Below are 26,024 nucleotides of genomic sequence, written 5' to 3'. Positions count from 1 at the left end.
TTCCTCTCCGGAAAACGGTAGCTTTTGAGCTTTAAAACCCAGAAAAACTTATTTCGCCAGGAACGGATAGCGGTAATCTACCGGCGGCACGAAGGTTTCTTTTATCGTGCGGGTAGAAGTCCAGCGGATCAGGTTGAACACGGAACCGGCTTTGTCGTTGGTGCCGGAAGCGCGCGCGCCACCGAAAGGCTGCTGCCCAACCACGGCGCCGGTTGGTTTGTCGTTGATGTAGAAGTTGCCGGCCGAGTGGATCAGTTTCTTCGTAGCCAGCTCGATGGCGTAACGGTCGGAAGAGAAAATAGCCCCGGTCAGTGCGTACGGCGAAGTCGAATCCACCAGCGTGAGCGTATCTTCGAATGGCGTATTTTCATCGTACACGTAAACCGTTAATACCGGGCCGAAAAGCTCTTCGCACATGGTTACGTAAGCCGGATCGGAGCTCTTGATAATGGTTGGCTCAATGAAATACCCTTTCGATTTATCGCATTTACCACCCGCAATAATTTCTGCTTCCGGATCATTGGCCACGTTATCGATAAACTTCTTCAGCTTGTCGAACGATTTTTCATCGATCACCGCGTTAATGAAGTTGCTGAAATCTTCCGGATCACCCATTTTAAACGATTTCAGGTCGGCAATAAGGTAATCCTTAATTTCTTCCCACAGGTTAGAGGGGATATACGCTCTGGAAGCTGCCGAGCATTTCTGGCCCTGGAACTCGAAGGCCCCGCGGGAAATAGCCACGGCCACTTCTTTGGCATTCGCCGAAGGGTGCGCCACGATAAAGTCTTTTCCGCCGGTCTCGCCCACAATGCGTGGGTAACCACGGTAGCGGTTCAGATTTTCGCCAATGGTTTTCCAGATGTTGTTGAATACGCCCGTAGAACCGGTAAAGTGAATGCCGGCAAAATCGCGGTGCTTGAAAATTACCTCACCCGCCGTCGGACCGTCTACATAAACCAGGTTAATTACCCCGTCCGGCACGCCGGCAGCCTTGAACAATTCCATCAACACATTGGCCGAATAGATTTGCGTGTTGGCCGGTTTCCAAACCACTACGTTACCCATCAGGGCAGGAGCGGCAGGCAGGTTACCCGCAATTGAAGTAAAGTTGAATGGCGTAAGGGCAAATACAAACCCTTCCAGCGGACGGTGTTCCATGCGGTTCCAGATGCCCGGCTGACTTTCCGGCTGGATCGCGTAAATATCCGTCATGAACTTCACGTTGAAACGGAAAAAGTCGATCAGCTCACAAGCCGCATCGATCTCCGCCTGGTAAGCGTTTTTGCTTTGGCCCAGCATAGTCGCCGCGTTCATTTTTGCCCGGAAAGGACCAGCCAGTAATTCAGCAGCTTTCAGGAAAATAGCCGCCCGGCTTTGCCACGGCATGTTTGCCCATTCTTCACGAGCCGCCAGTGCCGCATTAATGGCCTGGTTCACGTGGTCTGCATCGCCCTGGTGGAAATGCCCGATCACGTGTTTATGATCGTGCGGCGGCGCAATGGCAACGGTATTGCCCGAGCGCACTTCCTCGCCGCCAATATGCATAGGAATATCAATTTGCTGGCCTTTCAGCTCTTTATAAACGCGCTGCAGTTCTTCTCTTTCTTTCGAGCCGGGCGCATAAGCTTTTACAGGCTCGTTTACTGGCATCGGTACATTAAAAAATCCAGACATTCTTATTATCAGTTAAGAGTTATGAGTTTAAAGTTAAGAGTTTCTCCTGAACTCCCGGCAAAGGTACCTATATTTTCGAATGTTCGAATTTTCGAATTTTCGATTGTTCGACATTGGACTGTTCGATATTGGATTGTTGGAATGTTCGAAGTTTCGGTTTTTCGAAAATTCAATTTTTACGTGGCAATTGTTTGAAGAAGAACGCTATGAATTCTCAGGAAAAAGTAGTGAAGCACCTTTTTCAGAATCCGAACAACAAACTACGAACATTCGAACCTACGAAAATTCGAAAATTCGAACTTACAAAATACGTTGCAGGTCGCTCAGGCAGCTTATCTCGTAGGTGGGTTTGATCGGGTAGGATCGTTTTTCGGGGTTAAAGAGCACCTGGTCTATTCCCGCGTTCTGTGCCCCCAGAATATCGGCTTCCAGGTTATCGCCGATCATGAGGCAGGTATTTGGAGTGCTGCAGCCGGCTCTTTCCAGCGCATGCAGAAATATCCGTTTATCGGGTTTGGCAAAGCCGCTGCATTCCGAAGTGATAATTTCGCCGAAGTAGGGGAGGAGGTTAGAGCCACTGATCTTTAAATGCTGCGATTCCTTAAAACCATTCGTAATGATGTGCAACTGGTATTTTGCTTTAAGGTAAGCAAGCGTTTCGTGCGTGAACGGAAAAACTGCCGATTTGGTAGGGCAGATGCGCAAATATTCGTGCTCCATTTCCAGGGGAATTTCCGCTTCCGGTACGCCCAGGTCGTTCAGCGATTTATGAAAGCGTGTTCTGCGTAACTGTTCCTGGTTTACTTTGCCGGCATTGTAAAGCTGCCACAAACGCTTGTTCACATAAGAGTACTTCCTAAAGAAATCGGCAAACGTAAAACCGAACCGGCTCAGGTTGTAAACTTCGTAAAGGTGCTGCAGGGTTTCTTCCGAATTTTTTTCAAAATCCCAAAGCGTATGGTCAAGGTCGAAAAAGAGGTGAGTATAAGTTTTCATGCGCGGTAAGAGTGGTCCATTAAAAACCGGTTACCCCGGCAAATGGTTCGGCAAAGGTAGCCCGTAGAACTGAAACAATAAATGGCAGCCATTGTCATATAAAAAATTATTTCCGTCATACTTTTTGTGTTTGGGTAAGAGTGCAATTGTGTTAATAATAATGCAATTTGATGTTTTTGCAAGTTACTGTGTTATAGTAATTTGAAATAAGTAATTAGAGTTTTATTCTTAAATTTTTGAAATATTTTATATAGATTTGCTTGAAACTATTACCACATTTACAAATTTTTAATGAAGAATTATTTACTACTCTGGCTATCAGTCCTGATGGCCGGGCTTGCGCATGGGCAGTCCCCGAACGTAAGCCGAAATGTATCCGGTACCTCCGGAAGTTCCGACCTGCTGGGTTCGAATAGTGCAAAGAAAACGCAATTGCTTTATTTACCCGGAGAATTGACTAATGCCGTAAGTGGCAGCATCGACACGCTTTATTTTATGTATACCGGCTCGCTGACTTCAAACAGTTCCGGCCCGGTAAACCTCGATAACTTCACGGTTAAGATGAAGCAAACCAATGCTACCGCTCTAACCTCTACCTTCGAAACCGGCCTTACTACTGTAAGAGCTGCTTCTAATTTGTATATCTGGAAAGCCACCGCGCTGGGAACCTGGTTTAAAATTCCGCTTACTTCTTCTTTTGCGTACAATGTACAGCAATCGCTGATCGTGGAAGTAAGTTTCACCACCTCCGACAATACTTCCTTCCAGACCCGTACCGGTTCTTCCGATCCCTCGGGCACCAACCGGAAGCTGTATGCCAACAGCGCTACCGCCACTACCGGAACCCTGACCACCACCCGGCAGAATATCGGGTTTTACATCAGCCCGATCAGAGGCGACAATGCCGGTGTTACCAACGTGGTAGCGTCTGCCGCTCCGTTCGGCAATGGCCCGCAGAATATTGTGGCTACCATTAAAAACTACAGCCCGAATTCTAATTTAACTACGGCCCAGATAAACTGGAGCGTGAATGGAACCGCGCAGCCGACTGCTACTTTTAACGGCAACCTGGCACCTGGCGCTACTGCTCAGGTTACGCTGGGTTCCTACACCTTTGCCGGCGCTGCCATTGCTGTTACGGCAGCTACCAGCAACCCGAACGGCAACACCGATGCAGACCCGAGCAACGATGCTTTTACAACGAACCTTTGCCCGGGCATTGCCGGTACTTTTACCATTAATGCTGCTTTACCGGCTTCGGTTCAGAACTTTCAGACAATTGCTGAAGCCGTAGACCGGCTGGCCTGCGGTGGCGTAACCGGCCCGGTTGTCTTTAACCTTGCTGCCGGCACCTATAATGAGCAGGTTGAAATTCCGGTAATTGCCGGTGCCTCTGCAACCAACACGGTTACTTTTAACGGCAATAATGCTACTGTTTCCTTTGCTCCTACCTCCACCCTAAAACCGCACGTAATTCGTCTGAACGGTGCCAGCTATGTGCGGGTAAATAACCTGCAGGTGAAAGTAGCGCCAGCGGCCACTTTTGGCTGGGGCGTTCATTTAATTAACGGTGCCGATAATAATAGCTTCACCGGAAACACGATCGAACTATCAACTGCAACTACCGGTACTAACTTCTATGGCGTGGTTTTAGGAGCTTCCCTGAATTCTGCCACAGCCGATGCCATTGGTAGCGCCAGCTTCAACACGTTTACCAACAATACCATTAAAGGCGGTTACACGGGTATTCGCGTATCAGGGGTAGCCGGTTTTACCGGCGGTACCAATAACAATACCTTTGCCAATAATACCATTCACGATTTTTCTGACGATGGTATTTACCTGGACGAAGCCAACAATACCACCGTTTCCGGTAATAATATTGCCCGGCCTACCCGTACAGCCAACCTGAATGGTTTTACCGGCATTTATCTGGCAGGTTCTACGGCCAATTCTACAATAAGAAATAACCGCATTCACTCACCTTTTGCCGGCGACCTGACGGTAAGCCAGGTTTCTTACGGCGTTTACTCTACGGCAAACGATGCTCCTGCCGGTTCAGAAAACCTGTTCTATAACAACCTGATCTACAACTTTGGCGGGGTGAGCAGCTATTACGGTTTCTATAACTCCGGCAGCGATGGGGCCTACTATTTCCACAACTCCGTTTCTTTCGATAACCCGGCGCCAACTTCTACCGGAACCACCTATGGTTTCTACCAGACAACTACGGCCAGCAATATTAAGATTCAGAACAATATTGTTAGAATTACCCGTAACAGCAATGCCAAGAAATATGGTCTTTATTTCTCGGCCACCGGCTCTACCATTATTTCCGACAACAATGTACTTTATGTGAACAGTGGGGTAGCAGCGGAAGATATAGTGGGCCGTTTCGGGTCCGGCGAATCTACCGACCTGGCCAACTGGCAGGCTGTAACCAGCTTCGACCAAAGCAGTATTGCGGCAGATCCGCAGTTTACCAACTGGCAGAATGGCAACCTGAAACCCTTGAACCCTGCTGTAGATAATATAGGAACCGCCCTGGCGGCCGTTACATCCGATATTAACGGCCTGGCCCGCAGTACTTCCACGCCTGATCCGGGTGCTTACGAAACTTCAACCGTTGGCCGCGATGCCGCCATTACCTGGCTGAGCCCGGTTTATCCGGTTGCAAGCGGAAACAGCGTGGTGCAGGTACAGATAAACAATACCAAATCGGTAGCCATTACCAGCTTAACCCTGGGCTATACCGATGGTACCACCAGCCAGCAGCAAACGTTCAGCAACCTGAACCTTGCCAGCCAGACTTCCCAGACTTTCAGCTTTACCACCCCTTATAACCTGAGCGGTTCGGTTGCTTTAAAAGCGTTTATTGCTGCGGTAAACGGTGCCCCGGACGATGACCGGGATAACGATACCACTGCCGTACAGAATATTTGTGCAGCTTTAGCGGGTACCTACACCATCAATGCCGGTCAGCCGGCTGCCGGACGCAACTACCAGTCTTTCACCGCTGCTATCGATAATATGATAAGCTGCGGCGTTTCCGGTCCGGTAACTTTCCGCGTGGCCACGGGTTCAGGCCCTTACACCGAGCAGCTGACTATTCCGGAAATTATGGGCGCCAGTGCAACCAACACCATTACGTTCAAAGGAAACAACCAGGTGCTGACTTTTGCAGCAACTTCATCTTCCAACCCGCACGTAATTAAGCTCGACCGGGCCGATTATATTACCATCGATAGCCTGGTGATCAATGCTACCAATATTACCTATGGCATTGGGGTGCACCTAGTGAATGGTGCCGACTACAATACCATTTCCAACAATACCTTTAACATTACCGGCACCTCAAGCACCTACGGTCCGGGTGCTGTGGTGGCAGCAGCTTCGGCAACTACCCTGGATGCTACCGGAAACAACGCCAATTACACCATTATCCGCAACAACACTATTAACGGCGGCTACATTGGTATCAGAATTATCGGAAATACTACCACCCTGGCAGAAGCTACCCAGATCACCGGCAACACCATTCTGAATTTCGTAAATGCTGGTATTAACGTAATTCATGCCAACGGAACGTTGATTGAGCGGAATACTATTTCCCGGCCTGCCGGCGGTTCTTCCAACTTCCTGGTTTCCGGTATCAATTTCTCGCTGAACAGCGGCAGTACGCAGGCAACCTTAACCAACACCATGGTAAATGCCAACCGTATTACGGATCTGAGCGTGCCGCTGGGTACAGGTAATTATGCTATCGGTATCCGTTTCAACGATGTACGCGATGCTGCCACCGGAGCGGAAAACATTGTGAAGAATAACCTGATATATAACCTTAACAGTCAGGCGAGCATTTATGGCGTGTGGAACTATGCCAACTCCGGCACCCATTATTTCCACAACACCATTGCGCTGGACGGTATAGCCAATAATGGTACCCAGTCGAACGGTTTCTTCTTTAATACTACCTCTTCCACTACCGCTCCTAAGCCTATTACCAACGTGAAGGTGTTAAACAACATTGTAACGATTTCGCAGGCAGGTAACAGCGCTAAAAGAGCTTATAGTATTTTAACCACCAACATTACGCTGGAATCGAATAACAATATTTTTTACCTCGATCCTGCTGCCACCAATGCAGTAATGGCGGTAGAAGGTTCCGGCTCAACGGCGGTTACTTACCCTAACCTGGCAGCCTGGAAAGCGGCAAAAACTACCCTGGATCAGAACAGTGTGGAACTGGATCCGGCGTTTGCCAGCATTGCTACCGGGAATTATCAGCCTACCAATGCCCTGGCCAATAATACAGGTTCAGGCGCAGCAGGCGTTACCACCGATATTACCGGAGCCCTGCGCAGCACTACTACGCCGGATGCCGGCGCATATGAATTTACGCCTGCCACCCGCGATGCTTCCATTGCCTGGGTTAGCCCGATCGCACCGGTAGCTGCCGGCAGCCACCCGGTAACCGTGAAGATCACCAACGAGGCCACTGCCTCGGCCATAACCAGTTTAGATCTGGCCTATACAGACGGCACTACCCCGGTAATCCAGAATTTCGCTGGATTGAACATTGCTCCGGGCGCGAACCAGAACATTACGTTTACTACGCCTTACCTGCTGGCCAATCCGGCTGCTTTAAAGGCCTATATTATTAATGTAAATGGAACGCAGGACGGCTTACGGACCAACGATACTACCAGCGTACAGAATCTGTGCGTAATGCTTGCGGCCGGTAATTATACCATTAACAGCGCCGTTGCTACCGGTGGTACTAACTTCCAGAGCTTCCGCGATGCGGCCAGCCGCCTGAGTAATTGTGGTATTGCCGGTGCGGTAACCTTAACTGTAGTAGCAAATTCAGGGCCGTATAACGAGCAGGTGGAATTCAATGCTATTCCGGGCGCCAGCGCGGTGAATACCGTAACCATTAACGGAAATAACCAGGTAATTGCCTTTGCAGCTGCCAGTGGCAGTGAGTCGCATACCGTTAAATTAAACGGCGTAAAATACCTGACCCTGGACAGTCTGACCATTAATGCGGCCGGTACTATTCTGGGGTGGGCAGTACATTTAACGAATGGTGCAGATTACAACACTATTTCTAATAGCAGAATTAATGTTTCTTCAACCAGTGCCGCTGTAAACGATGCTTACGGCATTATTGCCACCGGGCTTACGTATTCGGCCCTGGGCAACCATGCAAACCATAACCTGATCTCCGGAAATACCATCGACGGTGGCTACGCTTCTATCCGGATTAACGGCGATGCAACCAATGGTTCCGACGCAAACCAGATCAGAAACAACACGCTGAAGAACTTCTATGCCGATGGCGTGAGCCTGCAGCATAGCCGGAACGCCGTAGTGGAAGGTAATGACATCAGCCGTCCGACCCGCACGACGATCTCTACTTTCACCGGTATCAGTTTCGAAGGTCGGAACAGTAATGCCGTGGTAGCCAAAAACCGGATCCATAACCCGAAAGGCGGAAACGCGGCTTCTACCAGCATTGTTTATGCTATCGACTTCCGGAATGCCGGCGGTAATGCTACTTCCAACAACGTGGTGAAAAACAACCTGATCTACAACATGGATGGTAACGGTACTATTTATGGTATCTATGGCCAGGGTTCCGGTTTGCATATCTATCACAATACCGTTCACCTGACCGGTAATGTAACGACCACTACTACTTATTCCAGCCGCGGCGTTTACCATACCGGTAGCGCCACCGATACCCTCTGGATTAAGAACAACATTTTTAGCCTTACCAGAACCGGAAAAGCTACCCAGGTTGGGATTTACCTGAGCCAGGCTGGTGCTACCGCAATTTCTGAAAATAACGTGCTGCATTTAACCGGTGCCGGCGTGGCGTTCGGCCATAAAGGCGGAACGACCGGAACCGATTACTTTACCTTTGCTGACTGGCAGGCGGCCGGTTATGACGTGAACGGCCGGGAAGACGATCCGAGATTTGTAGATACAGCTGCCGGCGATTTCACCCCATCGGCTCCTGCAATTCACAATACCGGCCAGCCACTGGCTGCTGTAACCGACGACATTACCGGTACGCCGCGTAATGCTGCCACCCCGGACCCGGGTGCTTATGAGTTTACCGTATCCAACAACGACATGGCGGTAACCGGAATCGTGGCTCCGAACTCCGTGTGCGGACTAAGCAACCAGGAAATCGTAACTATCACCATCCGGAATATGGGCGGAATTCTTCAGACTTCTGTGCCGGTTAGCTATACTGTTACTGGTCCGGTTACCACTACCGTTTCTGAAGTGTTTACCGGTTCTTTAGCGCCGGGCGCTTCGGCTACCTATACCTTTACCGCCACCGCCGACTTAAGTCTGACCGGAAGCTATACGGTAGTTGCTACCGCAACCTTGCCGAACGACAATGATGCATCGAACGACTCCTTTACCAAGACCGTTACAAATGCCTTGTTTACCAGCCTGCCGGTTAACCTCAATTTCGAAACTCCAGCTACCGGCATTGCGGCCATGAAACTGGAAACCAGATCGCTTTCTAATATTACTGAAGGAACTGGCGCAAGCTTTGGTACCGGTACCAACGGTATGATCATGGATGGCGTAGCCAATGCAACCTGGACGCTGCCAACCGGTGCAAACAGTCCGTGGAGCATTAACCCGGAGCATTTCTCTGCGGCGTATATCTGCTTCTCACCAACAGGCGGCTCGGCCTCCGATTCGCTTTACCTGACTTTCGATCTGAAACAGTTGTATAAAGCGCTTCAGTCGAACACCAATTTCCGGGTAACAATTAATGGTGTACAGGAAGGTCCTACTTACCGTCCGCCTTTTGATCCGAGCAACCCGGCTACGCCAATTGCCTGGAAACAGATAAAAGTAGACCTGACCAAATACAAAAACGACCCAAGCATTCAGATCGGTCTGGAAAGCAGCGTTTCAGAAGCTTTCGATAACGGCAATGGACCGGCGAACCTGGTAGATAATATCAGCATTTTCCGCAAAGTTGTTTCCGGCACCAAAGCCGACCTGCTCAACAAGTCGCTGAGCGTTTATCCGAACCCATCGAACGGGTTATTCAACCTGACTCTGCCGGCAACGGATAAAGCTTTTGAACTGGTGGTAACCGACCTGAGCGGCAAAGTGGTAAAACGCCAGGTGGTAAAAGGCCAGACTGCTCAATTAGAACTGACCGGAATTTCCAAAGGTGTTTACATGCTGAAAGTTTCAGGCGAAGGCAGCACGGCTGTCAGAAGGCTGATCGTTCAGTAACGAAACGCTATCCCCAAAACAAAAAAAGCAGGCTTTAAGCCTGCTTTTTTTGTTTTGGGGATCATTATAAAAGGAAAGCTCTTCTTTCTAATAAATGGTGGTTGAGCTGCCTCTATTCAATAATAAGCTTTTTAAAAGCTATGCCGTTCTTAGAACTTACTTTTAGCAGATAAACGCCTTTAGCCGAATCGTTCAGATCAAGCATGTTCTTTCCGGAAACGGCTTTTTGGGTTTTAATAACCTTTCCGGTCAGATCCGTTACTTCCAGGGTGTATGCATTGGCATCAGGCAGTTCAACGGTAAACATTCCTCTAGATGGGTTCGGGAAAACAGTAAGGTTTTTTTGTGAAAAAGCATTCCTGGTGCCAAGTACGATCCGATTTACTACATTGATATTATCTACCAGGTTGGCCGGGCCATTGCCGTTGGCGTAAGGTTCGGCAACGCTGCTTTCCAGGTCAATATCTATGCTCGGCAGATTTTTATAGGTAGTAAGGTCTACTTTAATTTTCTGCCAGTTACCAGAGCCGGCAAAGGGAGGACGGTAGGTAGCACCAACCTGGGCACCGTTTACTTTAACCCGGAAATTCGTATTGGCATTTGCGGTTTTATATAGCTGTTTCAGATCAAAAGTAAGCCATAACGAATCGTTGGCGGATCCGCCAGCCGGGGAAAAGCAAAAGCTTGAAACTGCCAGATGGGCTGGATTCATCGTCCAGGGATCGGCAGAACCGGTTGGCATCGTCCAGGTGGTTAGCGTGCCCCCATCCATGATCATTCCTTTGGTAGAGCCAGCTCCGAAACTGGCTCCGGCACCCTCGGTTATTCCGGACTGGGCATTGGCTACTGTGCGCATTCCGGCTACTCCGGAAGCAGTAGTTTCAAAGTCGAAGGCAGGAATACCTGCCAGCATAGCATTGGTTACTGTTTTGGTTAAGCTGTTATTAACCGGATTTGTGTCGCCGGGTAGGTTAACGGTAGCCACTAAAGTGTAAATTCCTGGAGCACTCATATTTGCACGGGTGGCAAAGGTGAAAGAGGCGATAGCACCGGGCGCCAGCAGCCCGGGAATCGTATCGGTAACCGGAATGGCGCTGTTCAGGGTATAGCTTACCGGAATTTTTCTTTGTGCGGCAGAACCAATATTCCTAACCGTTATCGTTACGGGTTCCGCATTAGAGAGGCCGCACATGGAACCCGGTGAAGTGATAGCCGTTAATTCTATGTCATTGGCGGTGGTAGCAAAAGGTAAGGTCTGGTTCCAGGTCGAAGCTATTTCAGTGACAGGTAAGGCCCGGTTATAGATCCGGAATTCGTCCATTAAACCGCCGGTCGGCAAGCCTGTTCCTAGAGAAGCGCCAACAAGTAAAGCTGTTGCACCCGTCAGGTTTACGTTGGGCTGGGAAGACGTAAAAGTTAGCGTTCCGTTTACGTAAAATTTAACTTCACCGGCAGTATCGTCGTGCACATAATGGATAACTACCGGCGTGCCGTCGAAAACGTTAGGTACGTTAAATGCTGTAATGCCTCCATCCGTTATCCGGATAGCCCCGGCCCCGGCAGCTCCACCGGTAAAACACCGGAAGCCTGCACCGGTCAGGCCAAATAAATATCTTACTGTAGTGCTGGAGGGAATATTGTTAAACCAGGCCGAAATGGTCCAGTCACCGGTGCCTAAATTCGGGTTCCAGCCAGTATTAACGGCATTGGCAGCGCCTGAACCGCCGTTCCCAACCATGGCTGTGCCAAATTGGCCGGTGCCGCCAATGGTGGCTCCGGTAATGGTGGCGGGATTGGTGCCTACCGGGTTTGACGCTTGGTTCTGAACCGTTGTTCCCGGCGAATCGAACTTATAATAGATCAGCTCCGGCACGGCCTGGCTGAATGCTCCGAAACCGGATAGCATAAAAACGAAGATCAGGTGTAAGCTTTTTTTCATTGGTTTAGCGTGGTTTATGGTTATACAGGTTTGTTCAATCTGCTTGTAAAGAAATGGCAGCCATTTCTGGCAACCGCCGCTTTATGGTGAAGCTCCTGGAAGGATATATTTCACTATTCCCGGTAAGTGCAGGACGATCCTTTTATAAGAACCGCTGCCTGTTGCGTTAAATTTAATTGAAATTTATGTTATTTCAATTGTTAACTTGCATTGAATGAGGGATTTAGTAAAGAAAAGGATGAGGGGGAAAGCCAGATTCGACATACAGGCCTTACCCTTCAGGAAATAGGTTGTTGCTCTTACTTGCTTTTTCAGCTTTAAACTGAAAGGTAAAAAAAATGACCGGAAGCTGGCCGGAACAGAATTGCTGAAGCGAATAACTGGTTTGAGCGGAATTTTTACGGAGCTTTATTCCTGATTTTAAAGCTTCAAATCTGAGGTGGCAGGCAGTTTAAAAAACGGTAGGTTTTTCAGCGAAAAATAAAAAGCTGCGGTTCGGATTGTTTATGCAAAGGCGCTTAGGCCTGGAGAAGTATTCAAATGCTGAACAAAATGAAAAAAGTTACGGCAGAAAGGTTTCTTTAACGCTTCAGGAAGAAGATCAACCCTGCCACCGGCGGCTATGCAATTTGCAAACGGCCAGTTCCCGGTTCGAATAAAGCACGTTGTACACTTCCATATCTTTCAGCAGCATGGCGTCTTTATCGAGGTAGCCGAAGATCTGGTTCACAAAATCTACGGTTTCGTCTTTCAGGTAATAATACGCCCAGTTATCTACCCTCCGGAAACTGACCAGGCCGGCATTTTTCAGGTAGATAAGGTGGCGGGAAACTTTGGTCTGAGTGAAATCGAGTACCTGCTCCAGATCGGAGATGCACATTTCCTTGTTCTTGTGGATCAGGTTCAGAATGCGGATCCGCGATTCGTCGCCGAGCGCTTTGAATACCTGTTCGCCGAAAGCTACGTTAAAGTGTTTGAGCCGCATATTTTATCTGATTAGCTAAACAAATTTAACCGGCTTGTATCAATAATACCAGAAATGAGGTATTATTGTATAGCGGCTCGCCTCTGAAGGCCTGCCGGCGTACAGGAAATTTTATTTAATGCTTATGGCCGTGTTTTTGCCGTTCTTCAGTTCCTTTCAGAAATACCTGCTGGCGCTAAGCTGCGGGGTTGCATGCTTGTTTTTATTTGCATCCGGCAAGGTGCAGGCCCAGGGCAAGCCGCAAGTGGTACAGTTAACCGGTATCGTTACCGCCGGCGACAGCCTGTATGGATTGCCGGGCGCCAGCGTTTACGTGCCCAAAGCAGGCCGCGGAACCACTACCAACCAGTACGGTTATTTTTCCCTGGCGGTACTGGCTGGCGACAGCGTGATCGTAAGTTCCATTGGTTACAAGGCTCAATCCGTAATTATTCCAAAACGACTCAAAAGCCAGAGTTATTCCATAATTGTGGAAATGAAGGAAGACCCGCTCATTTTGCCGGAGGTCCGCATTTTCCCGTATTCCACCGAAGAACTTTTCAAGCGGGCGTTCCTTTCCCTGAAATTGCCGGATGAAGACCAGCGCGCGGTAGCTAAGAACCTGAACGAAGGTATTCTGGAGCGCATGATGAGTGATGCCCCGATGACGCCGAACAACAATTTCCGGAACCAGATGAGCCTGCAGCAACAGCAGGAGCAGCGCCGCTACCTGTACCCAACCATTCCGATCACGGCCTGGTACGAATTGATACAAGCCATAAAGCGCGGCGATTTCAAGAAGAAGTAAGCAACCATAACCGGCTTTTCAACCCCAAACCATACCGTTTACAGCAACCTCCGTGTTCATTTTCGAGTAAGCCAAATTGGACTGTTCGATATTCGATTTTTCGAATGTTCGACTCCCCAATAAATTATTAATGGGTTTTTATTCGATAGTCGAATAATCGAATATCGAATAATCTAAAGATCGAAAACATGAATGTAAATATCCCGGCAACCGATATGCCCCGCGTGGTAGTGATCGGTTGTGGTTTCGGTGGCATGGAGCTGGTAAAAAAGCTTAGACACGCCAGCGTTCAGGTGGTTTTGCTGGACCGCAACAATTACCATAATTTTCAGCCTTTACTTTACCAGGTAGCCACCGGCGCCCTTGAGCCCGATTCGATCGTTTACCCGATCCGGAAGATGTTCAAAGGCCAGAAGAACTTTATTTACCGCTATTGCGAGGTAACCGGAATTGTACCGGAACGCAACGAGGTGCTTACCAATATCGGCGCGATCTCTTACGATTTCCTGGTAATTGCCACCGGCAGCCAAACGAATTTCTTCGGTAATAAAGATTTTGAAAAAGCCTCCATGCAGATCAAGAGCATTCCGAGTGCCCTGAACCTGAGGAGCTACATTTTTCAGAATTTCGAGAAAGCCCTGCTCATGAACTCCACCTACGAAAAGGAGGAACTTATGAACGTGGTGGTAGTAGGCGGCGGCCCGACCGGCGTGGAAGTAAGCGGCGCCATTGCCGAGCTGAAAATGCACGTGCTGCCTTCCGATTACCCTGAACTCGATTTCCGGAGCATGAAGATCTACCTCATAGAGGCCGCGCCGAACCTGCTGACCGGTATGAGCGCCGAATCGGCGGAAAAAGCGCGGAAATACCTCGAGGAAATGGATGTACACGTGTGGCTGAATGCGCCGGTAGAAAAGTACGAAGACGGAAAAATTTATTTCGGAAAAGGCCAGTCTATTCACGCCGAAACCCTGATCTGGGCAGCCGGGGTGAGCGGGACCGCTTTACCGGGTTTGCAGGAAGCAGCAGTAGCCAAAAACCAGCGCATAAACGTGAACCGCTGGAACAAAGTGGAAGGGTATGAGAATATTTTTGCCATCGGCGACGTAGCCCTGATGGTGACGGAAGACACCCCACGCGGTCACCCGATGGTAGCGCCCGTAGCCATGCAGCAGGCGCACTTGCTGGCCAGGAACCTGCAGCGCATCATGGCCAAAGAAAAGCCCGTCGATTTTGTGTACAAGAATAAAGGCGCCATGGCAACCGTAGGCCGCAACCGCGCCGTGGTAGATCTGCCGAAGTTCAGCTTCCAGGGCTGGTTTGCCTGGATGGTGTGGCTTTTTGTGCACTTAATGAGCCTGGCCGGCCACCGCAACCGCGTGGTAACGTTCTTTACCTGGGTCTGGAACTACTTTACTTACGACCAGTCGCTACGCCTCATTATAAGGCCGTTCTGGAAAGAGCCCCGCAAGAAAAAAGGCGATGCGCCTCCTGCCACTGCCGGTAACGAAGCGCCAGGTATGAAATCGGCCCCGCAAACAGCTGCCGTTAATATTCCGCCGCAAGGTTCCGTTCCTCCCCCGGAACAGGCACCGATTCCGGAAACCCGGCCGATGCCCCAGAATCCGCAAATGACGCCACCTGCTTCACCTGATATGCCCGGACAGCAAATGCCTCCGGCAGCCAATATCCCTCCGGGTGAGCAACCACAGGGAGGGATTCAGCCTAACCAGCAGTTGCCGGGAAGCAATTTGCCGCCAACAGCATAAACGCTATGCTTTAAAACAAAAAAACTCCGCTGCTTTCGGGCTGCGGAGTTTTTTGTTTATGGAAATTGAATTAGAAACTAACCTCAAATTACACCTGTCATCCTGAGCGCCAGCGAAGGACCTTGTCGGCATCAGCAGAGAAGCCAGAATTAACAGTTTTGCTTCCCGCCGACGAGTTGGTTCGCTCTCGCTCAACATGACAGCCATTTTTGAGATAGCTTCTTACCTACTTCTTCGGTTCCATTAACTGGAAGAATTGATCTAATTGCGGCAGGATCACGATACGGGTACGACGGTTGCGGGAACGGTTGTTGTCGTTATCGTTAGCCGTTAAAGGTACGTATTCGCTACGACCGGCGGCGATCATACGCTTCGGATCTACGCCGTAATTCTTCTGCAACACCCTAACTACCGCCGAGGCGCGAAGAACGCTCAGATCCCAATTATCTTTAATGGAAGCCGTTTTGATTGGTTTGTTGTCGGTATGGCCTTCTACCATGAACTGTACATTCGGCTGAGCTTTAACCACGGCGGCAACTTTGCCTAATACTTCCTTGGCGCGTGGCGTAATATCGTAGCTACCGCTCTTGAACAGCATTTTATCGGAAATGGAAATGAACACGGCGCTGCCGTCTACTTTAACTTCCACGTCCTGGTCGTTCACGTCTTTCAGGGCACCTTTCAGGTTCATAACCAAAGCCAGGTTCAGGGAATCTTTTTTCTGCAAAGAAAGCTGCATCGTTTTAATGTAAGCGTCCTTCTCGTTTATGTTGTCCAGCGACCGTTTAATATTGTCGGCCTGTTGCTGGCTGATTACCGAGAAGTTGCTCAGCTGGTTCAGCAGGGTGGTGCTGTTGGCTTTCAGGTTGTCCACTTCCGATTGCAGGGAACTGATCTTAGCAGCCTGTTGCTCTTTTTCGGTATTGCAATTCTGGTACTGGCTCTGCAAAGCATTATACTTGGCAGTCTGGTCTTTAAACTTCTTGGAGCTAACGCATCCGGTGAGTGATAAGAAAATTGCAAACGAAGGCAATAGGATTTTTTTCATGTTGTTTGAGATTGGTTTGTATGCAAAACGTTAAAACGACGCAATAGTATACGAATTAAATGAATTTTTCCTGAAGTCGGCGGTAAAAAGTGCGGCTTAAACAGGGAATTTAGTGAAAATATATTGGAAACTGGATATTCGTATTTATACAGAAGCTGGGTATAATTAATATTCGAAAAGGACGGGAAATTGTGCTTTCTTTCATGGATACGGCTATTTTGGCTGGCTACTTAATACCGCTAACCGGTTCATGCTGGTTCTGAATTGCCCGGTTCTGGCTTCCTCAAATTCCTTTCCGAAAAAAAGACTGCCCTTTATAAATACCAGACATCATCGGCCTCCACCGAAACGCCCACCCGGTCGCCGGCTTCGCAACGAAAAGTAAGCGTTTTAACCTGGATCAGGAGGTGATGCACCTGCACTTCCACCTCGTAATAACTGCCATAGTACTGCACGCTTTTTACCTTGCCGGGAATAGCGTTTTCGGTGCTTTTGGTAAGTTTAATGCATTCCGGCCGGATGAGCAGGTTCTGGTCGGTAAAGGAGATGCGGAGCAGATCGGCAAACGGACCGGCTTTGGCAGCCGGAATTAAATTGTAGTTGCCAAAAAGTGCGGCCGTATAAACGTTGGCCGGACGGCTATAGATCTCTTTGGGCGGGCCCTGCTGTACAATGCTGCCCTGCTGCAACACCAGAATTTCTTCTGCCCAGGAAAGCGTATCCAGCGGGTCGTGCGAAACGAGCAGACTGGTAATGTTCAGTTCTTCCGTTATGTCTCGGAGCACGGCTTTCAGCACCTTTTTATGCGTACTGTCCAGGTTCGAGAAAGGCTCGTCGAGCAGCAACAATTCCGGCGAACCCAGCAGCAACCGGGCCAGCGCGATCCGCTGGCGCTCCCCACCCGAAAGTTCGCTGGTTTTGCGTTTCAGCAAGTGCTCGATCCGGCAGACTTCGAACATCTTTTCGGCTTCTTCCTCCGAAAGCGAGTTGGCGTATTTCATTACCTGCTCCACGCGCAAAAACTGGGGAAGCTCAAAATGCTGGCTCAGGTAAGCAATGCCCGGCTGCCCCGGCACCAGCACTTCCTGAGGGCCGCGCACGCGTTTGCCCTTAAACCACACCTGGCCGGAAGTTGGCTGCACCAAGCCCGCGATGATCTGCAGCAGCGTGCTTTTCCCCGAACCCGTTTCGCCGGCAATAACCAGTTTCTGGAATGCGCGCTGGGTAAAGCTAATGCCCGCCAGAATGCTATGGTTTAGCTCCTGAAAGCTGATCTCCCGTACCTCTAATAAATTCATTGCTGCTGCCAGATTTTCCTTAATAATGAAGAACGGTTTCCACTACTTATTTACTCATCTTATGCAAAATTCCTGAAGTCCCCCTTTGGAGGGGGTAGGGGGAGGATTTTACAATATCCGATCTTTCAATAATTGATCGAGCATAAGTAGTCCTCCCCCTAACCCCCTCCAAAGGGAGACTTTTCTTTGCTTGCGTAAGTTAATTTTTTAACCGACAAAAGACCGATAAATCAGCTCCGGATAAATTTTAATTCGTAAATCAGCAGTTAGCCGTACTTACAGGCAAAGATGCGGTAAAAAGTTCGGATTTATGCATGCTCAAGCAAGTGTCGGATCACCCGGCAGGGATTCCCCGCCGCAAACACATCGGCCGGAATAGCCCTGGTAACCACGCTGCCCGCCCCGATCACTGTCCGGTCGCCAATACTTACCCCCGGACAAATTACCGCGCTGCCCCCCACCCAAACGTCTTCGCCAATGGAAACCGGTTTGGCATATTCTACCCCGGAAGCCCTCACCTGATAGTCCAATGGGTGCGTAGCGGTATAAATTTGCACGTTCGGGCCAAACAAAGTTCTGCTGCCAATTCTAACCTGCATCACATCGAGCACCACGCAATTAAAGTTAAAGAATACCTTTTCGCCGATAACCATATTGCTGCCGTAGTCGCAATAAAAAGGCGGCTGCAGCCACAAGCCGGGGCCGGCATGCGGGATCAACGCTTTTAAAATACGGCTCCGTTCTTCCGTCTGGTCTTCGCGGGAATCGTTCAGTTCTTTTATCAGCAAACGCGCCTGCAGCCTTTCCTCTGATAATTGCTTATCCAACGGATCGTACATTTCGCCGGCGAGCATTTTTTCTTTTTCGGTTTTCATAAAAGCAGCTTCAAATCTGGTCCGACAACTATTTACTGCTAAGCGTTTTTAAAGTTCAGCGAAATTCCGCAGAAGCTAAACCTCTGAGGGGGCTTCCTCTGAGTAGCTCTTCCGGACATCTGTGTCCGGAAGCAACCTGCCGGGGACATCCCTGTCCCCGTATCCAAAAAAGCGGACAAGGATGTCCCCGGCAGGATTAGTTTCGGACACCGATGTCCGAAACAGCAGCAGCAAAAGCACAAGCACTTCATCGCGCAAGTTTAGCGAAGCGTAACTTGTGGGTAAATTATTGGTCAGTTTGTAACTGACCTTGCCTGCAAGGCAAACACTGCAACTGCTATGAAATTGTGAAGTAAATAATCAGCAGCTTCCGCCAGTTAAAACCATCCCTTAAGACAATGCCAGAAACAGCAACAGCAAAAATCACGGACCAGCCGGCATTCAGAAGAAACTACATTTCTAAAATCGTCCGGAAAGTAAGATTAATGCGGGGTTTAGTAACGATTTTGGTAGGAGGGAGGCGGTGCAGCCAGTTGGTTTGCGTGGCATCTTTCATCACCAGCAGGCTACCGTGTTCCAGCACCAGCGATACCGTTTGATTGGTTTGCTTGTGTTTAAAGGCAAATTTCCGTTCCGCCCCCAAGCTCAGCGAAGCAATTACGCCATTTTTAGCCAAGGCTTTTTCGTCGTCGCTGTGCCAGGCCATGCCTTCGTCGCCGGAATGGTACAGATTCAGGAGGCAGGAGTTAAAAATGGTGCCGGTTTTGGCTTCCGTCAGGTTTCTCAGTTCCAGTAATTCCGTCGTCCAGGGCAGGGCCTGTTTGGTGGTGTTGGAGTAAGTGTAAGCAAAGGGTTGGTCGCCGTACCAGGCCACTTTCCGCTTCGTAATAAAATGTTTCCCGAAAATATTGGCCTCATCGTTTTTCCAGGCAATGGTATGCCACAGCGCCTCATAGAAACGGTCCGCTTCCGGCTTGGGCATAATGCGGCCGAAGTAATGCACGGTACCGCCTTCGGGCAATAAATTGGTTTTTTCGGTAAAGTAGTTTCCAAATAAATCCATGCGTAAATCTTAATTCTTTGGGCGTGTCCCTTCGGGCCGGGCTATCCGCTGCAAGTCCTCGCTCGTACCTCGCTGTGGGCTTTCCGCTGCTATCCCTCACGCAAAACAAATTGCCGACGTTGCTAGTAAAAACAATAGATTTTCAGCCAAATAGTCAAGAGAATTGCTTTCTTTCCAGGTTCAGTTCTAAACCAAACGCGGCTGACCAGCCATTATTTCCCGCTCAATTTCCTGCTTAAAGATAGCGGCACCCCGGCTATTCAGGTGGCAACCGTCAATAGTAAGGTGCAGGCCGCGTTTCCGGCTCAGGTAATCCGCAAATCCGAAAGCGCACCCCACCAGGTCGAACCAAGCCGTATGAAAGAAACTTTCCAGAAAATAATTCCGGGTCTGCTTCTGACTCAGAATCGTATCTATTTCAACCGTCGGATCGGCTATAGGGGAGTTAAAAGCAGCCGCCGTTTTTCGGATTATATTGTTGTAGATCCTCCGTTTTGCATTCTGTTCCGCCTGCAGGTTTTCATTTATGCAGCCAATCGTAATCAGAACGATTTTAGCCGCAGTATGCGCTTGCAGGTATTCGAGCAGTTCGCGAAGTTGCTTATCAAAAGCTTCCGGAGCCAGTGGTTCGTGGCCCTGTTTGCGTAAATGAGCATAAGCCTGCCGGAATAAAAAGCCTTTCTGGTTAAATTCCAGTAGCAGGATATCGTTCGTGCCGCCTTGCAGTACAATTGTGTCGTAAACCTGACCTGCAGCAATTTTTGCTTTCAGCCGCGCCGCGATTTTATTCAGGGTTTCCCCGTTTACGCCCGCATTTTCAACCTGCCAGTCCGGATGTTCCCGCGCTATTTGTTTTACAAAGTTAACGCCCTGGCTACCCCGGATCAGGCTGTCGCCGATGAAAAGGATCTTCATGTTGGTTCGTAGTTGTTCAGAACAGGACAGGAAAAATGAAGGGTGGGAGAGGCTGCCATTTTATACTGGCCCATCCGGTAGTCAATAGATTTTTTACCGGTTTACTACCGTTTTTTCGAGGTAATTCTTCAGCGACGTGCCAATAATATAAGTCCAGCCTTCCACAAAGTTTTGCCGGGCTAACGCCGGCACTTCCGACGGGAAAGTTTCCAAGCCGGTATGCGTCAGTTGCAGGTGGGTATTTTCGCCTTCCGGAAATAGCTCAAAGTTAACCAGCGTATTCCCCGGGTAGCCTTCCTAGCGCCAGCTGTAACTTAGTTTTCTGCCGGGAATTACTTCGGTTACTTTACACAAATGCAGAAATTTCTGGTTTTCATCGCCGCCTTCAAATTGGAATTCAAAACCAGGTTCCGCTTTAAATTCCCGGATATCGAAATACCAATCCTTCATCTGCTCCCTGTTGGTAATGGCTTGCCAGACCTTTTCCGGCGAAGCATTAAAAGTGCGTTCTATTATAATGGATTCGTTTAGCGGCATGGCTTAAATTTCTGAATTTATCCTAAATGTAAAACTAAATTTCAAACTGCCAAGAAGATTGGAAGGGTAGAAGTGCAGGCATGAAAAGATCAGGTAAAATAAGCCAAGCGGACTTCCTGGTAATAAAGTTTGGGTGTTGGAATACTGCTATTTAGTTTCGCGGCCTTGCATTACAAGTAAATCGGAAGACCGACGGTATTTAGCTTTATGCCGGGAGAAAGCTTCAGCCTTAAAACCAATTTTGATTTTGGCATTTTCTTTCGCCTTTGTGCCAGCTTTATTTGCCGATTCGTACTACATCGGTAAAGGAGAAAGAATTAATTTTTTGTCATAAAATAGTTGGTATAAGGCCTTAAATGCCGTTTTTGCCTACGTTGTAAACTTTTCTATAAAATTATTTAATCATCTAAAGCAACGGTTTTTGTTTTCCAGCCGACTTGTTATTAGAAAGCCTTTCCAGAGAGGAGCGTAACCGAACAAGCAATGCATGGCTTCCCCATACCATTACGCTCCTTATCTAATCGAAACCCCAGCCCGGCCATGGAAGGCCTGCATTGCCGGATTGCTACGGGTTTTTGTCCAAAAAATATAAGACCGTCAGCTTCAGAAACAGGAACCTGTTTTCCGCAGATGGCTATTGCCCATTCTTAAATCCAAAACAAGATGAAAAAGATTCTTAATTTATACAGCCTTCTTCTGGCAGTGTTGCTTACAGGCTTTTCGCGGCAGGCAGCTGCCACCCACTTTCAGGGCGGCGACCTTACCTACGTAATTATTGCCCCCAACTCGTACCTGGTAACCGCCAAAGTGTACCGCGATTGTACCGGAAACGCGGCAAATACAACTAACACCCTCAAAATCTGGTCGCCGGGTTGCAATACCGGGCGCACCATTGCCATGACCATGCAGGGCAGCCTGGTTACCGGAACGCCTTACTGCGCTTCTGTAGGTAACCATTGTACCAAAACCGGTAGGCCTAATTACCAGGAAGTTACTTTTACAGCCCAGGTTACATTATCCACTGCCGAACAAGCCTGTTCCGACTGGATCTTCAGTACCCGCAACAGCGCCCGCAACACGAACGAGAACATTGTGGGGCAGGATTACATTTATACCGAAGCCTTCGTAAAAATTAAATCTCCGGGTAGCGGTTCAACTGCTTTGGTCAATACTTCGCCGCAGTTCAGCGGTAATAATATTCCCATTCCCATTGTTTGCTACGGCCAACCCACCCGCTTCAGCCTGAATGCAAACGAGCCCGACAACGACTCCCTGACTTATGAGTTAATTGCGGCCCATTCGAATTACAATACGCCTATTGCCTACAAATCCAATCCGGTATCAATAACTCCTGGTAATCTTATTACTAACCCGAATCCGAAGACCCCATTTAATGCTATAACGCCGCAGTTTGCCCAGGTGCAAGGCGTAATGCCGCCGGTTTTCTCTCCAACCTATCCGATGCCTTCTGTAAACGTTAACTGGGATGGCCCTGCTACCGTGGCATTCCCGGATCCGTCGCAGCCAAACGGCGTTCGGATGATCTGGGCGGCTACGCCGGCTTTTAACCTGAATCCTTTAAGTGGCGAACTGGTATTTACCCCTTCGGCCTATTATTCAGGCACAGCTCCCGACGACGGTCGGAATAAATACGTGGTGGTGGTGCAGATAAACGAATGGCGAAAAATTAACGGCGTTGCCGTAAAAGTAGGTCATGTGCGTCGCGATATCCTGTTTATTGTGGAAGACTGTGCCGGCAACCAGGCAACCCAACCTGTACTCCCGGCGCCACCGGCCGTTTTCGGTACCAATATTACCAGCGATTCCATTATAGACGTGCAGACCTGTAATTCCACCCCTTTGCGCTTCCTGTTTACCGACCCGAACCCCGGCGATAAAATTACGGTAACCTTCGATGCCGATGTGTTAAAAAGAATTCCGAACAGCTACCTGAAGATCAGCAACAATGGTACAACTTCGGTAGAAGCCCTGCTTTACCTCACCCCGGAACCAGAACATGAAGGCCGGAACTACTACCTGCCCGTAACCATTACCGACGATCATTGCCCGATAAAAGGAACGGCTACGTATATTTACCGCATTCACGTCGTGAAAAACAACTTTGCCGAACCGGATGGCGGCCTGAAGGCCCGCACCGTTTGCATTGGAGAAGGAACCGACCTGAACGTAAAATTACTGCGCCCGGATTCCCTGCTGCTTCCGCCGGCAACCAAAGCCCAGAAAGCAATTTATACCTACGAATGGAGCCTGGATGCCGCTTCCAATGCCGCCACTGCCGGTTTTAATCCGGCAACCAGCCGCAACCAGCGCATTTCGGTAAAACCAACCGCCGTGGGCAATTATCGCTACAACCTGAAGATCAGCAGTTCGCTTTCCGGTTGCTTCGATACCATTTCGTTTGCCGTGAAAGTGCTTCCCTTACCGGTTATTCAGGATATAAAAGTTCTTTATCCGAAGAGTACCAATGAGATCGTGTTTGGTCGTTCCGCTCCGATTAACGTGGCCTTAGGCAATGCCGACATCGATCCGGCGGCGTTTAACTACAGCTGGTCGCCGGCCACCGGCCTGTCTGATTCTACTGCCATGAACCCGATTGCTTCGCCGCTGAAAACCACCCGTTACCAGCTAACGGTTACATCGAAAAATGGCAATTGCAAGGCAAGCCGGGAAGTAACCGTAAACGTAGGGCCGTTTTTCCTGCCGAACATTATTACCCCGAATAACGACGGCGACAACGATGCATTTGTTTACAAAGGAATTTTGCCGAACACCAGCCTGAAGATCTACAACCGCTGGGGCGTACTGGTAAAATCCTACAACAATTACGACAACAGCTTTAAAGCCGAAGGCGTAGCTGATGGAACCTACTACTATCTCCTGCAGGAACCAAACGGCGGCAAATCGTACAAAGGCTGGTTCGATATTGTGCGCAAGTAAGGTTAATTCCTGCTTGAAATTGAAAAACACTTCGTCGGGTTGGCGAAGTGTTTTTTATTGTAAAAGGTTAGTGCACTATGAAGGTTAAATTGTTGGGTTCTTCCGTTCGCCGTTGTTGTGTTTTTTCACCAACAACCATCCTTCAGCCTGCTTTTACTCGACAAATAAAATTTTTTGGAGTGCGAGGGTTTTTCCGGCAAAAAGTACTTAGGAGTGGTTCTTTGCTGATTAATGATCTCATTTAAAGCATTCTGTAACTTCCATGTAAAAAAAGAAAACATTTAATATGCCTTTAAGTATAATGCATAAGAATGTTATGTATTATTGCATTTGTAATTTAAAACATTGAAATGATCTATTCCTCCGAACTTATAAAAGGTACCTTAAAAACCATTATTCTGAAGCTATTGGCCGATAATAAGCGCATGTACGGCTACGAAATAACCCAGAAAGTAAAAGAACTGACTTCCGAAAAGATCCAGATAACCGAAGGCGCTTTGTACCCGACTTTACACGCGCTGGAAGACAGCGGCCTGGTTACCACCGAAACCGAATACATCGGCAAACGCGTGCGCAAATACTACAGCCTGAGCGCGGACGGCAAAACCAAAGCCCGGGAAAAAGTAAGCGAGCTATCCGACTTTATGGAAACCATGAAATTTCTCTTAGACCTCAAACCCCAGGGAATTTAAATGTATTGCCTCAGCGAAGCACAAATAGATTTTATTTTCCGCGACATCCGGGCCCGGGGCGTGGAAATGGAAAGCCTGCAGCAGGATCTCTTAGATCATGTGTGTTGCCTCATTGAGCAAAACCTCGAAGCAAACGGCAACTTCGAGGACTTTTATTTCACCACCATTCAAACCTTTTACAAAACCGAATTGTGTGAAATTGAAGAAGAAACGCTGTTTTTACTAACCAACAAAAACTATTACGCCATGAAAAAGATCATGCTTACCAGCGGCGCCTTTTCCGCCATCGTGCTCAGTTTGGGAATTATTTTCAAGTTCATGCACTGGCCCGGCGCCGGCGTATTGATCGTGAGCGGTATTACCTTTTTCAGTTTGCTTTTTCTGCCACTGCTATTCACCTTAAAAATCAAGGAAAAACAGGCAAGCCAAAGCCCGTTCATTTTAGCGGCCGGCACGCTGAGCGCCATTTTATTCAGCCTCAGCACGCTCTTCAAACTCATGCACTGGCCGCTGGCCAACGTGTTGGGTTTAACCGCCATCGGCATCATGCTGCTGCTGTTTCTGCCCGTTTATTTCTTTACTGGCATCCGCCACGCCGAAACCAAAATGAACTCCATTGTAACGTCCATTCTCATCGTAGCCGGTTCCGGTTTGCTCATGTCTTTGGTGCGGTCGCCGCAGAATTCCACGTTTATAAACCAGCTCAACACCAATTACTTCGTGCGCTACGAACAGCTTTTAGAAACCGAACAAAACCACCTGAACGCCCTGCTGAAAACTAACCCGGAGACACTTACTTTCCACCCGCAAAGCCAGCAAATAATCCAACTGTGCCAGGAACTTAAAGCCTACATCATTTCCCGCGACACCGGCCGCAACGTTTCCGCCGCCGAGCTAAAAACAAATAATATATTGCTCACCGACGGCTGGGTGCGCGATTATTTCCGGGAAGAAGAACCAGCCGCCCAAAAACTTCAAAGCCTAAAAGAATTGGTAACCACTTACAACCAAACCAACGCCACCAAACCCCATTTTCAGCCCATTCCGGTAGAGGCCACCGTACTCGATAAAAGTGAAGAACGCACCCTCGCCGCGCTGAACGGCCTGACCCAAATCCAGTTACAAGTCCTGCAAAACGAACGGCAATTGCTGGCCCTGAAGTAATTCAAAAACGCTATGTCTTTAATGCCAAAAACTCCGCGGTTGC

The 26,024-nt window shown here is 48.8% G+C and carries 15 protein-coding genes and 1 pseudogene; 6 read left to right on the top strand and 10 right to left on the bottom strand.

From position 1 onward, the window contains the following. Window positions 1–48: 48 nt before the first annotated feature. Window positions 49–1,677: an L-glutamate gamma-semialdehyde dehydrogenase gene (pruA, locus tag F0P94_RS05790; RefSeq protein ID WP_150902863.1), complete on the bottom strand. Its 1,629-nt coding sequence runs from the start codon at window positions 1,675–1,677 to the stop codon at window positions 49–51. 300 nt (window positions 1,678–1,977) lie between these two features. Continuing rightward, window positions 1,978–2,673 carry a YjjG family noncanonical pyrimidine nucleotidase gene (locus F0P94_RS05785; RefSeq protein ID WP_150902862.1) on the bottom strand — a complete coding sequence of 232 codons (696 nt, stop codon included), beginning with the start codon at window positions 2,671–2,673 and terminating at the stop codon, window positions 1,978–1,980. Window positions 2,674–2,964: 291 nt separating this feature from the next. On the opposite strand from F0P94_RS05785, the gene F0P94_RS05780 reads away from it, so the two are divergent. Then, complete coding sequence (locus tag F0P94_RS05780; protein WP_150902861.1) at window positions 2,965–9,951, top strand: right-handed parallel beta-helix repeat-containing protein; 6,987 nt, start codon at window positions 2,965–2,967, stop codon at window positions 9,949–9,951. Between the two features lie 112 nt (window positions 9,952–10,063). On the opposite strand, the gene F0P94_RS05775 is transcribed toward F0P94_RS05780, so the two are convergent. Both F0P94_RS05775 and F0P94_RS05770 read right to left on the bottom strand, forming a co-directional pair. Next, entirely contained in the window at window positions 10,064–11,890 is a 1,827-nt protein-coding gene (locus F0P94_RS05775) for a LamG-like jellyroll fold domain-containing protein (RefSeq protein WP_150902860.1), read from the bottom strand. A 601-nt stretch (window positions 11,891–12,491) separates the two neighbouring features. After that, window positions 12,492–12,875, bottom strand: coding sequence for an ArsR/SmtB family transcription factor (locus F0P94_RS05770; RefSeq protein ID WP_150902859.1), 384 nt, complete (start codon window positions 12,873–12,875; stop codon window positions 12,492–12,494). A 124-nt stretch (window positions 12,876–12,999) separates the two neighbouring features. On the opposite strand from F0P94_RS05770, the gene F0P94_RS05765 reads away from it, so the two are divergent. Further along, window positions 13,000–13,662, top strand: coding sequence for a carboxypeptidase-like regulatory domain-containing protein (locus tag F0P94_RS05765; protein ID WP_150902858.1), 663 nt, complete (start codon window positions 13,000–13,002; stop codon window positions 13,660–13,662). A gap of 188 nt (window positions 13,663–13,850) precedes the next feature. Next, window positions 13,851–15,431, top strand: coding sequence for an NAD(P)/FAD-dependent oxidoreductase (locus F0P94_RS05760; protein ID WP_150902857.1), 1,581 nt, complete (start codon window positions 13,851–13,853; stop codon window positions 15,429–15,431). 226 nt (window positions 15,432–15,657) lie between these two features. Here the strand turns inward: F0P94_RS05760 and F0P94_RS05755 are convergent, their stop codons facing one another. The 6 genes and pseudogenes from F0P94_RS05755 to F0P94_RS05730 all read right to left on the bottom strand — a co-directional run bounded on the left by F0P94_RS05755 (window position 15,658) and on the right by F0P94_RS05730 (window position 21,167). Continuing rightward, complete coding sequence (locus F0P94_RS05755; protein ID WP_150902856.1) at window positions 15,658–16,479, bottom strand: OmpA family protein; 822 nt, start codon at window positions 16,477–16,479, stop codon at window positions 15,658–15,660. A gap of 314 nt (window positions 16,480–16,793) precedes the next feature. After that, window positions 16,794–17,777 carry an ABC transporter ATP-binding protein gene (locus F0P94_RS05750; protein ID WP_150902855.1) on the bottom strand — a complete coding sequence of 328 codons (984 nt, stop codon included), beginning with the start codon at window positions 17,775–17,777 and terminating at the stop codon, window positions 16,794–16,796. A 308-nt stretch (window positions 17,778–18,085) separates the two neighbouring features. After that, window positions 18,086–18,652 (bottom strand): sugar O-acetyltransferase, encoded by a 567-nt coding sequence (locus F0P94_RS05745; RefSeq protein ID WP_150902854.1) that lies wholly within the window; start codon window positions 18,650–18,652, stop codon window positions 18,086–18,088. Between the two features lie 451 nt (window positions 18,653–19,103). Beyond that, on the bottom strand, window positions 19,104–19,715 hold the full coding sequence (locus F0P94_RS05740) for an alpha-ketoglutarate-dependent dioxygenase AlkB family protein (RefSeq protein WP_150902853.1): 612 nt from the start codon (window positions 19,713–19,715) through the stop codon (window positions 19,104–19,106). Window positions 19,716–19,901: 186 nt separating this feature from the next. Continuing rightward, a complete protein-coding gene (locus F0P94_RS05735; protein WP_150902852.1) occupies window positions 19,902–20,630 on the bottom strand; it encodes an SGNH/GDSL hydrolase family protein in 729 nt (242 codons plus the stop codon). Window positions 20,631–20,723: 93 nt separating this feature from the next. Then, window positions 20,724–21,167 (bottom strand): annotated as a pseudogene (locus F0P94_RS05730) (SRPBCC family protein). 663 nt (window positions 21,168–21,830) lie between these two features. Here F0P94_RS05730 and F0P94_RS05725 point away from each other — a divergent pair. The 3 genes from F0P94_RS05725 to F0P94_RS05715 all read left to right on the top strand — a co-directional run bounded on the left by F0P94_RS05725 (window position 21,831) and on the right by F0P94_RS05715 (window position 25,981). Beyond that, a complete protein-coding gene (locus F0P94_RS05725; RefSeq protein WP_150902851.1) occupies window positions 21,831–24,125 on the top strand; it encodes a gliding motility-associated C-terminal domain-containing protein in 2,295 nt (764 codons plus the stop codon). A gap of 350 nt (window positions 24,126–24,475) precedes the next feature. After that, window positions 24,476–24,817: a PadR family transcriptional regulator gene (locus tag F0P94_RS05720; protein ID WP_317133057.1), complete on the top strand. Its 342-nt coding sequence runs from the start codon at window positions 24,476–24,478 to the stop codon at window positions 24,815–24,817. Beyond that, window positions 24,818–25,981 carry a hypothetical protein gene (locus F0P94_RS05715; protein ID WP_150902850.1) on the top strand — a complete coding sequence of 388 codons (1,164 nt, stop codon included), beginning with the start codon at window positions 24,818–24,820 and terminating at the stop codon, window positions 25,979–25,981. The last annotated feature ends 43 nt before the right edge of the window (window positions 25,982–26,024 follow it).

Source organism: Adhaeribacter soli (assembly GCF_008727925.1).
GTDB lineage: Bacteria > Bacteroidota > Bacteroidia > Cytophagales > Hymenobacteraceae > Adhaeribacter_A > Adhaeribacter_A soli.
This window is presented reverse-complemented; position numbering and strand designations above follow the sequence as displayed.

What these genes read in the sequence shown, in the direction of transcription:
- F0P94_RS05775 (WP_150902860.1), bottom strand. Translation starts at nt 11,890, where the DNA reads ATGAAAAAAAGCTTACACCTGATCTTCGTTTTTATGCTATCCGGTTTC.
- F0P94_RS05735 (WP_150902852.1), bottom strand. Translation starts at nt 20,630, where the DNA reads ATGAAGATCCTTTTCATCGGCGACAGCCTGATCCGGGGTAGCCAGGGC.
- F0P94_RS05755 (WP_150902856.1), bottom strand. Translation starts at nt 16,479, where the DNA reads ATGAAAAAAATCCTATTGCCTTCGTTTGCAATTTTCTTATCACTCACC.
- F0P94_RS05785 (WP_150902862.1), bottom strand. Translation starts at nt 2,673, where the DNA reads ATGAAAACTTATACTCACCTCTTTTTCGACCTTGACCATACGCTTTGG.
- F0P94_RS05725 (WP_150902851.1), top strand. Translation starts at nt 21,831, where the DNA reads ATGAAAAAGATTCTTAATTTATACAGCCTTCTTCTGGCAGTGTTGCTT.
- F0P94_RS05715 (WP_150902850.1), top strand. Translation starts at nt 24,818, where the DNA reads ATGTATTGCCTCAGCGAAGCACAAATAGATTTTATTTTCCGCGACATC.
- F0P94_RS05745 (WP_150902854.1), bottom strand. Translation starts at nt 18,652, where the DNA reads ATGAAAACCGAAAAAGAAAAAATGCTCGCCGGCGAAATGTACGATCCG.
- F0P94_RS05780 (WP_150902861.1), top strand. Translation starts at nt 2,965, where the DNA reads ATGAAGAATTATTTACTACTCTGGCTATCAGTCCTGATGGCCGGGCTT.
- F0P94_RS05720 (WP_317133057.1), top strand. Translation starts at nt 24,476, where the DNA reads ATGATCTATTCCTCCGAACTTATAAAAGGTACCTTAAAAACCATTATT.
- pruA (WP_150902863.1), bottom strand. Translation starts at nt 1,677, where the DNA reads ATGTCTGGATTTTTTAATGTACCGATGCCAGTAAACGAGCCTGTAAAA.
- F0P94_RS05765 (WP_150902858.1), top strand. Translation starts at nt 13,000, where the DNA reads ATGGCCGTGTTTTTGCCGTTCTTCAGTTCCTTTCAGAAATACCTGCTG.
- F0P94_RS05760 (WP_150902857.1), top strand. Translation starts at nt 13,851, where the DNA reads ATGAATGTAAATATCCCGGCAACCGATATGCCCCGCGTGGTAGTGATC.
- F0P94_RS05740 (WP_150902853.1), bottom strand. Translation starts at nt 19,715, where the DNA reads ATGGATTTATTTGGAAACTACTTTACCGAAAAAACCAATTTATTGCCC.
- F0P94_RS05750 (WP_150902855.1), bottom strand. Translation starts at nt 17,777, where the DNA reads ATGAATTTATTAGAGGTACGGGAGATCAGCTTTCAGGAGCTAAACCAT.
- F0P94_RS05770 (WP_150902859.1), bottom strand. Translation starts at nt 12,875, where the DNA reads ATGCGGCTCAAACACTTTAACGTAGCTTTCGGCGAACAGGTATTCAAA.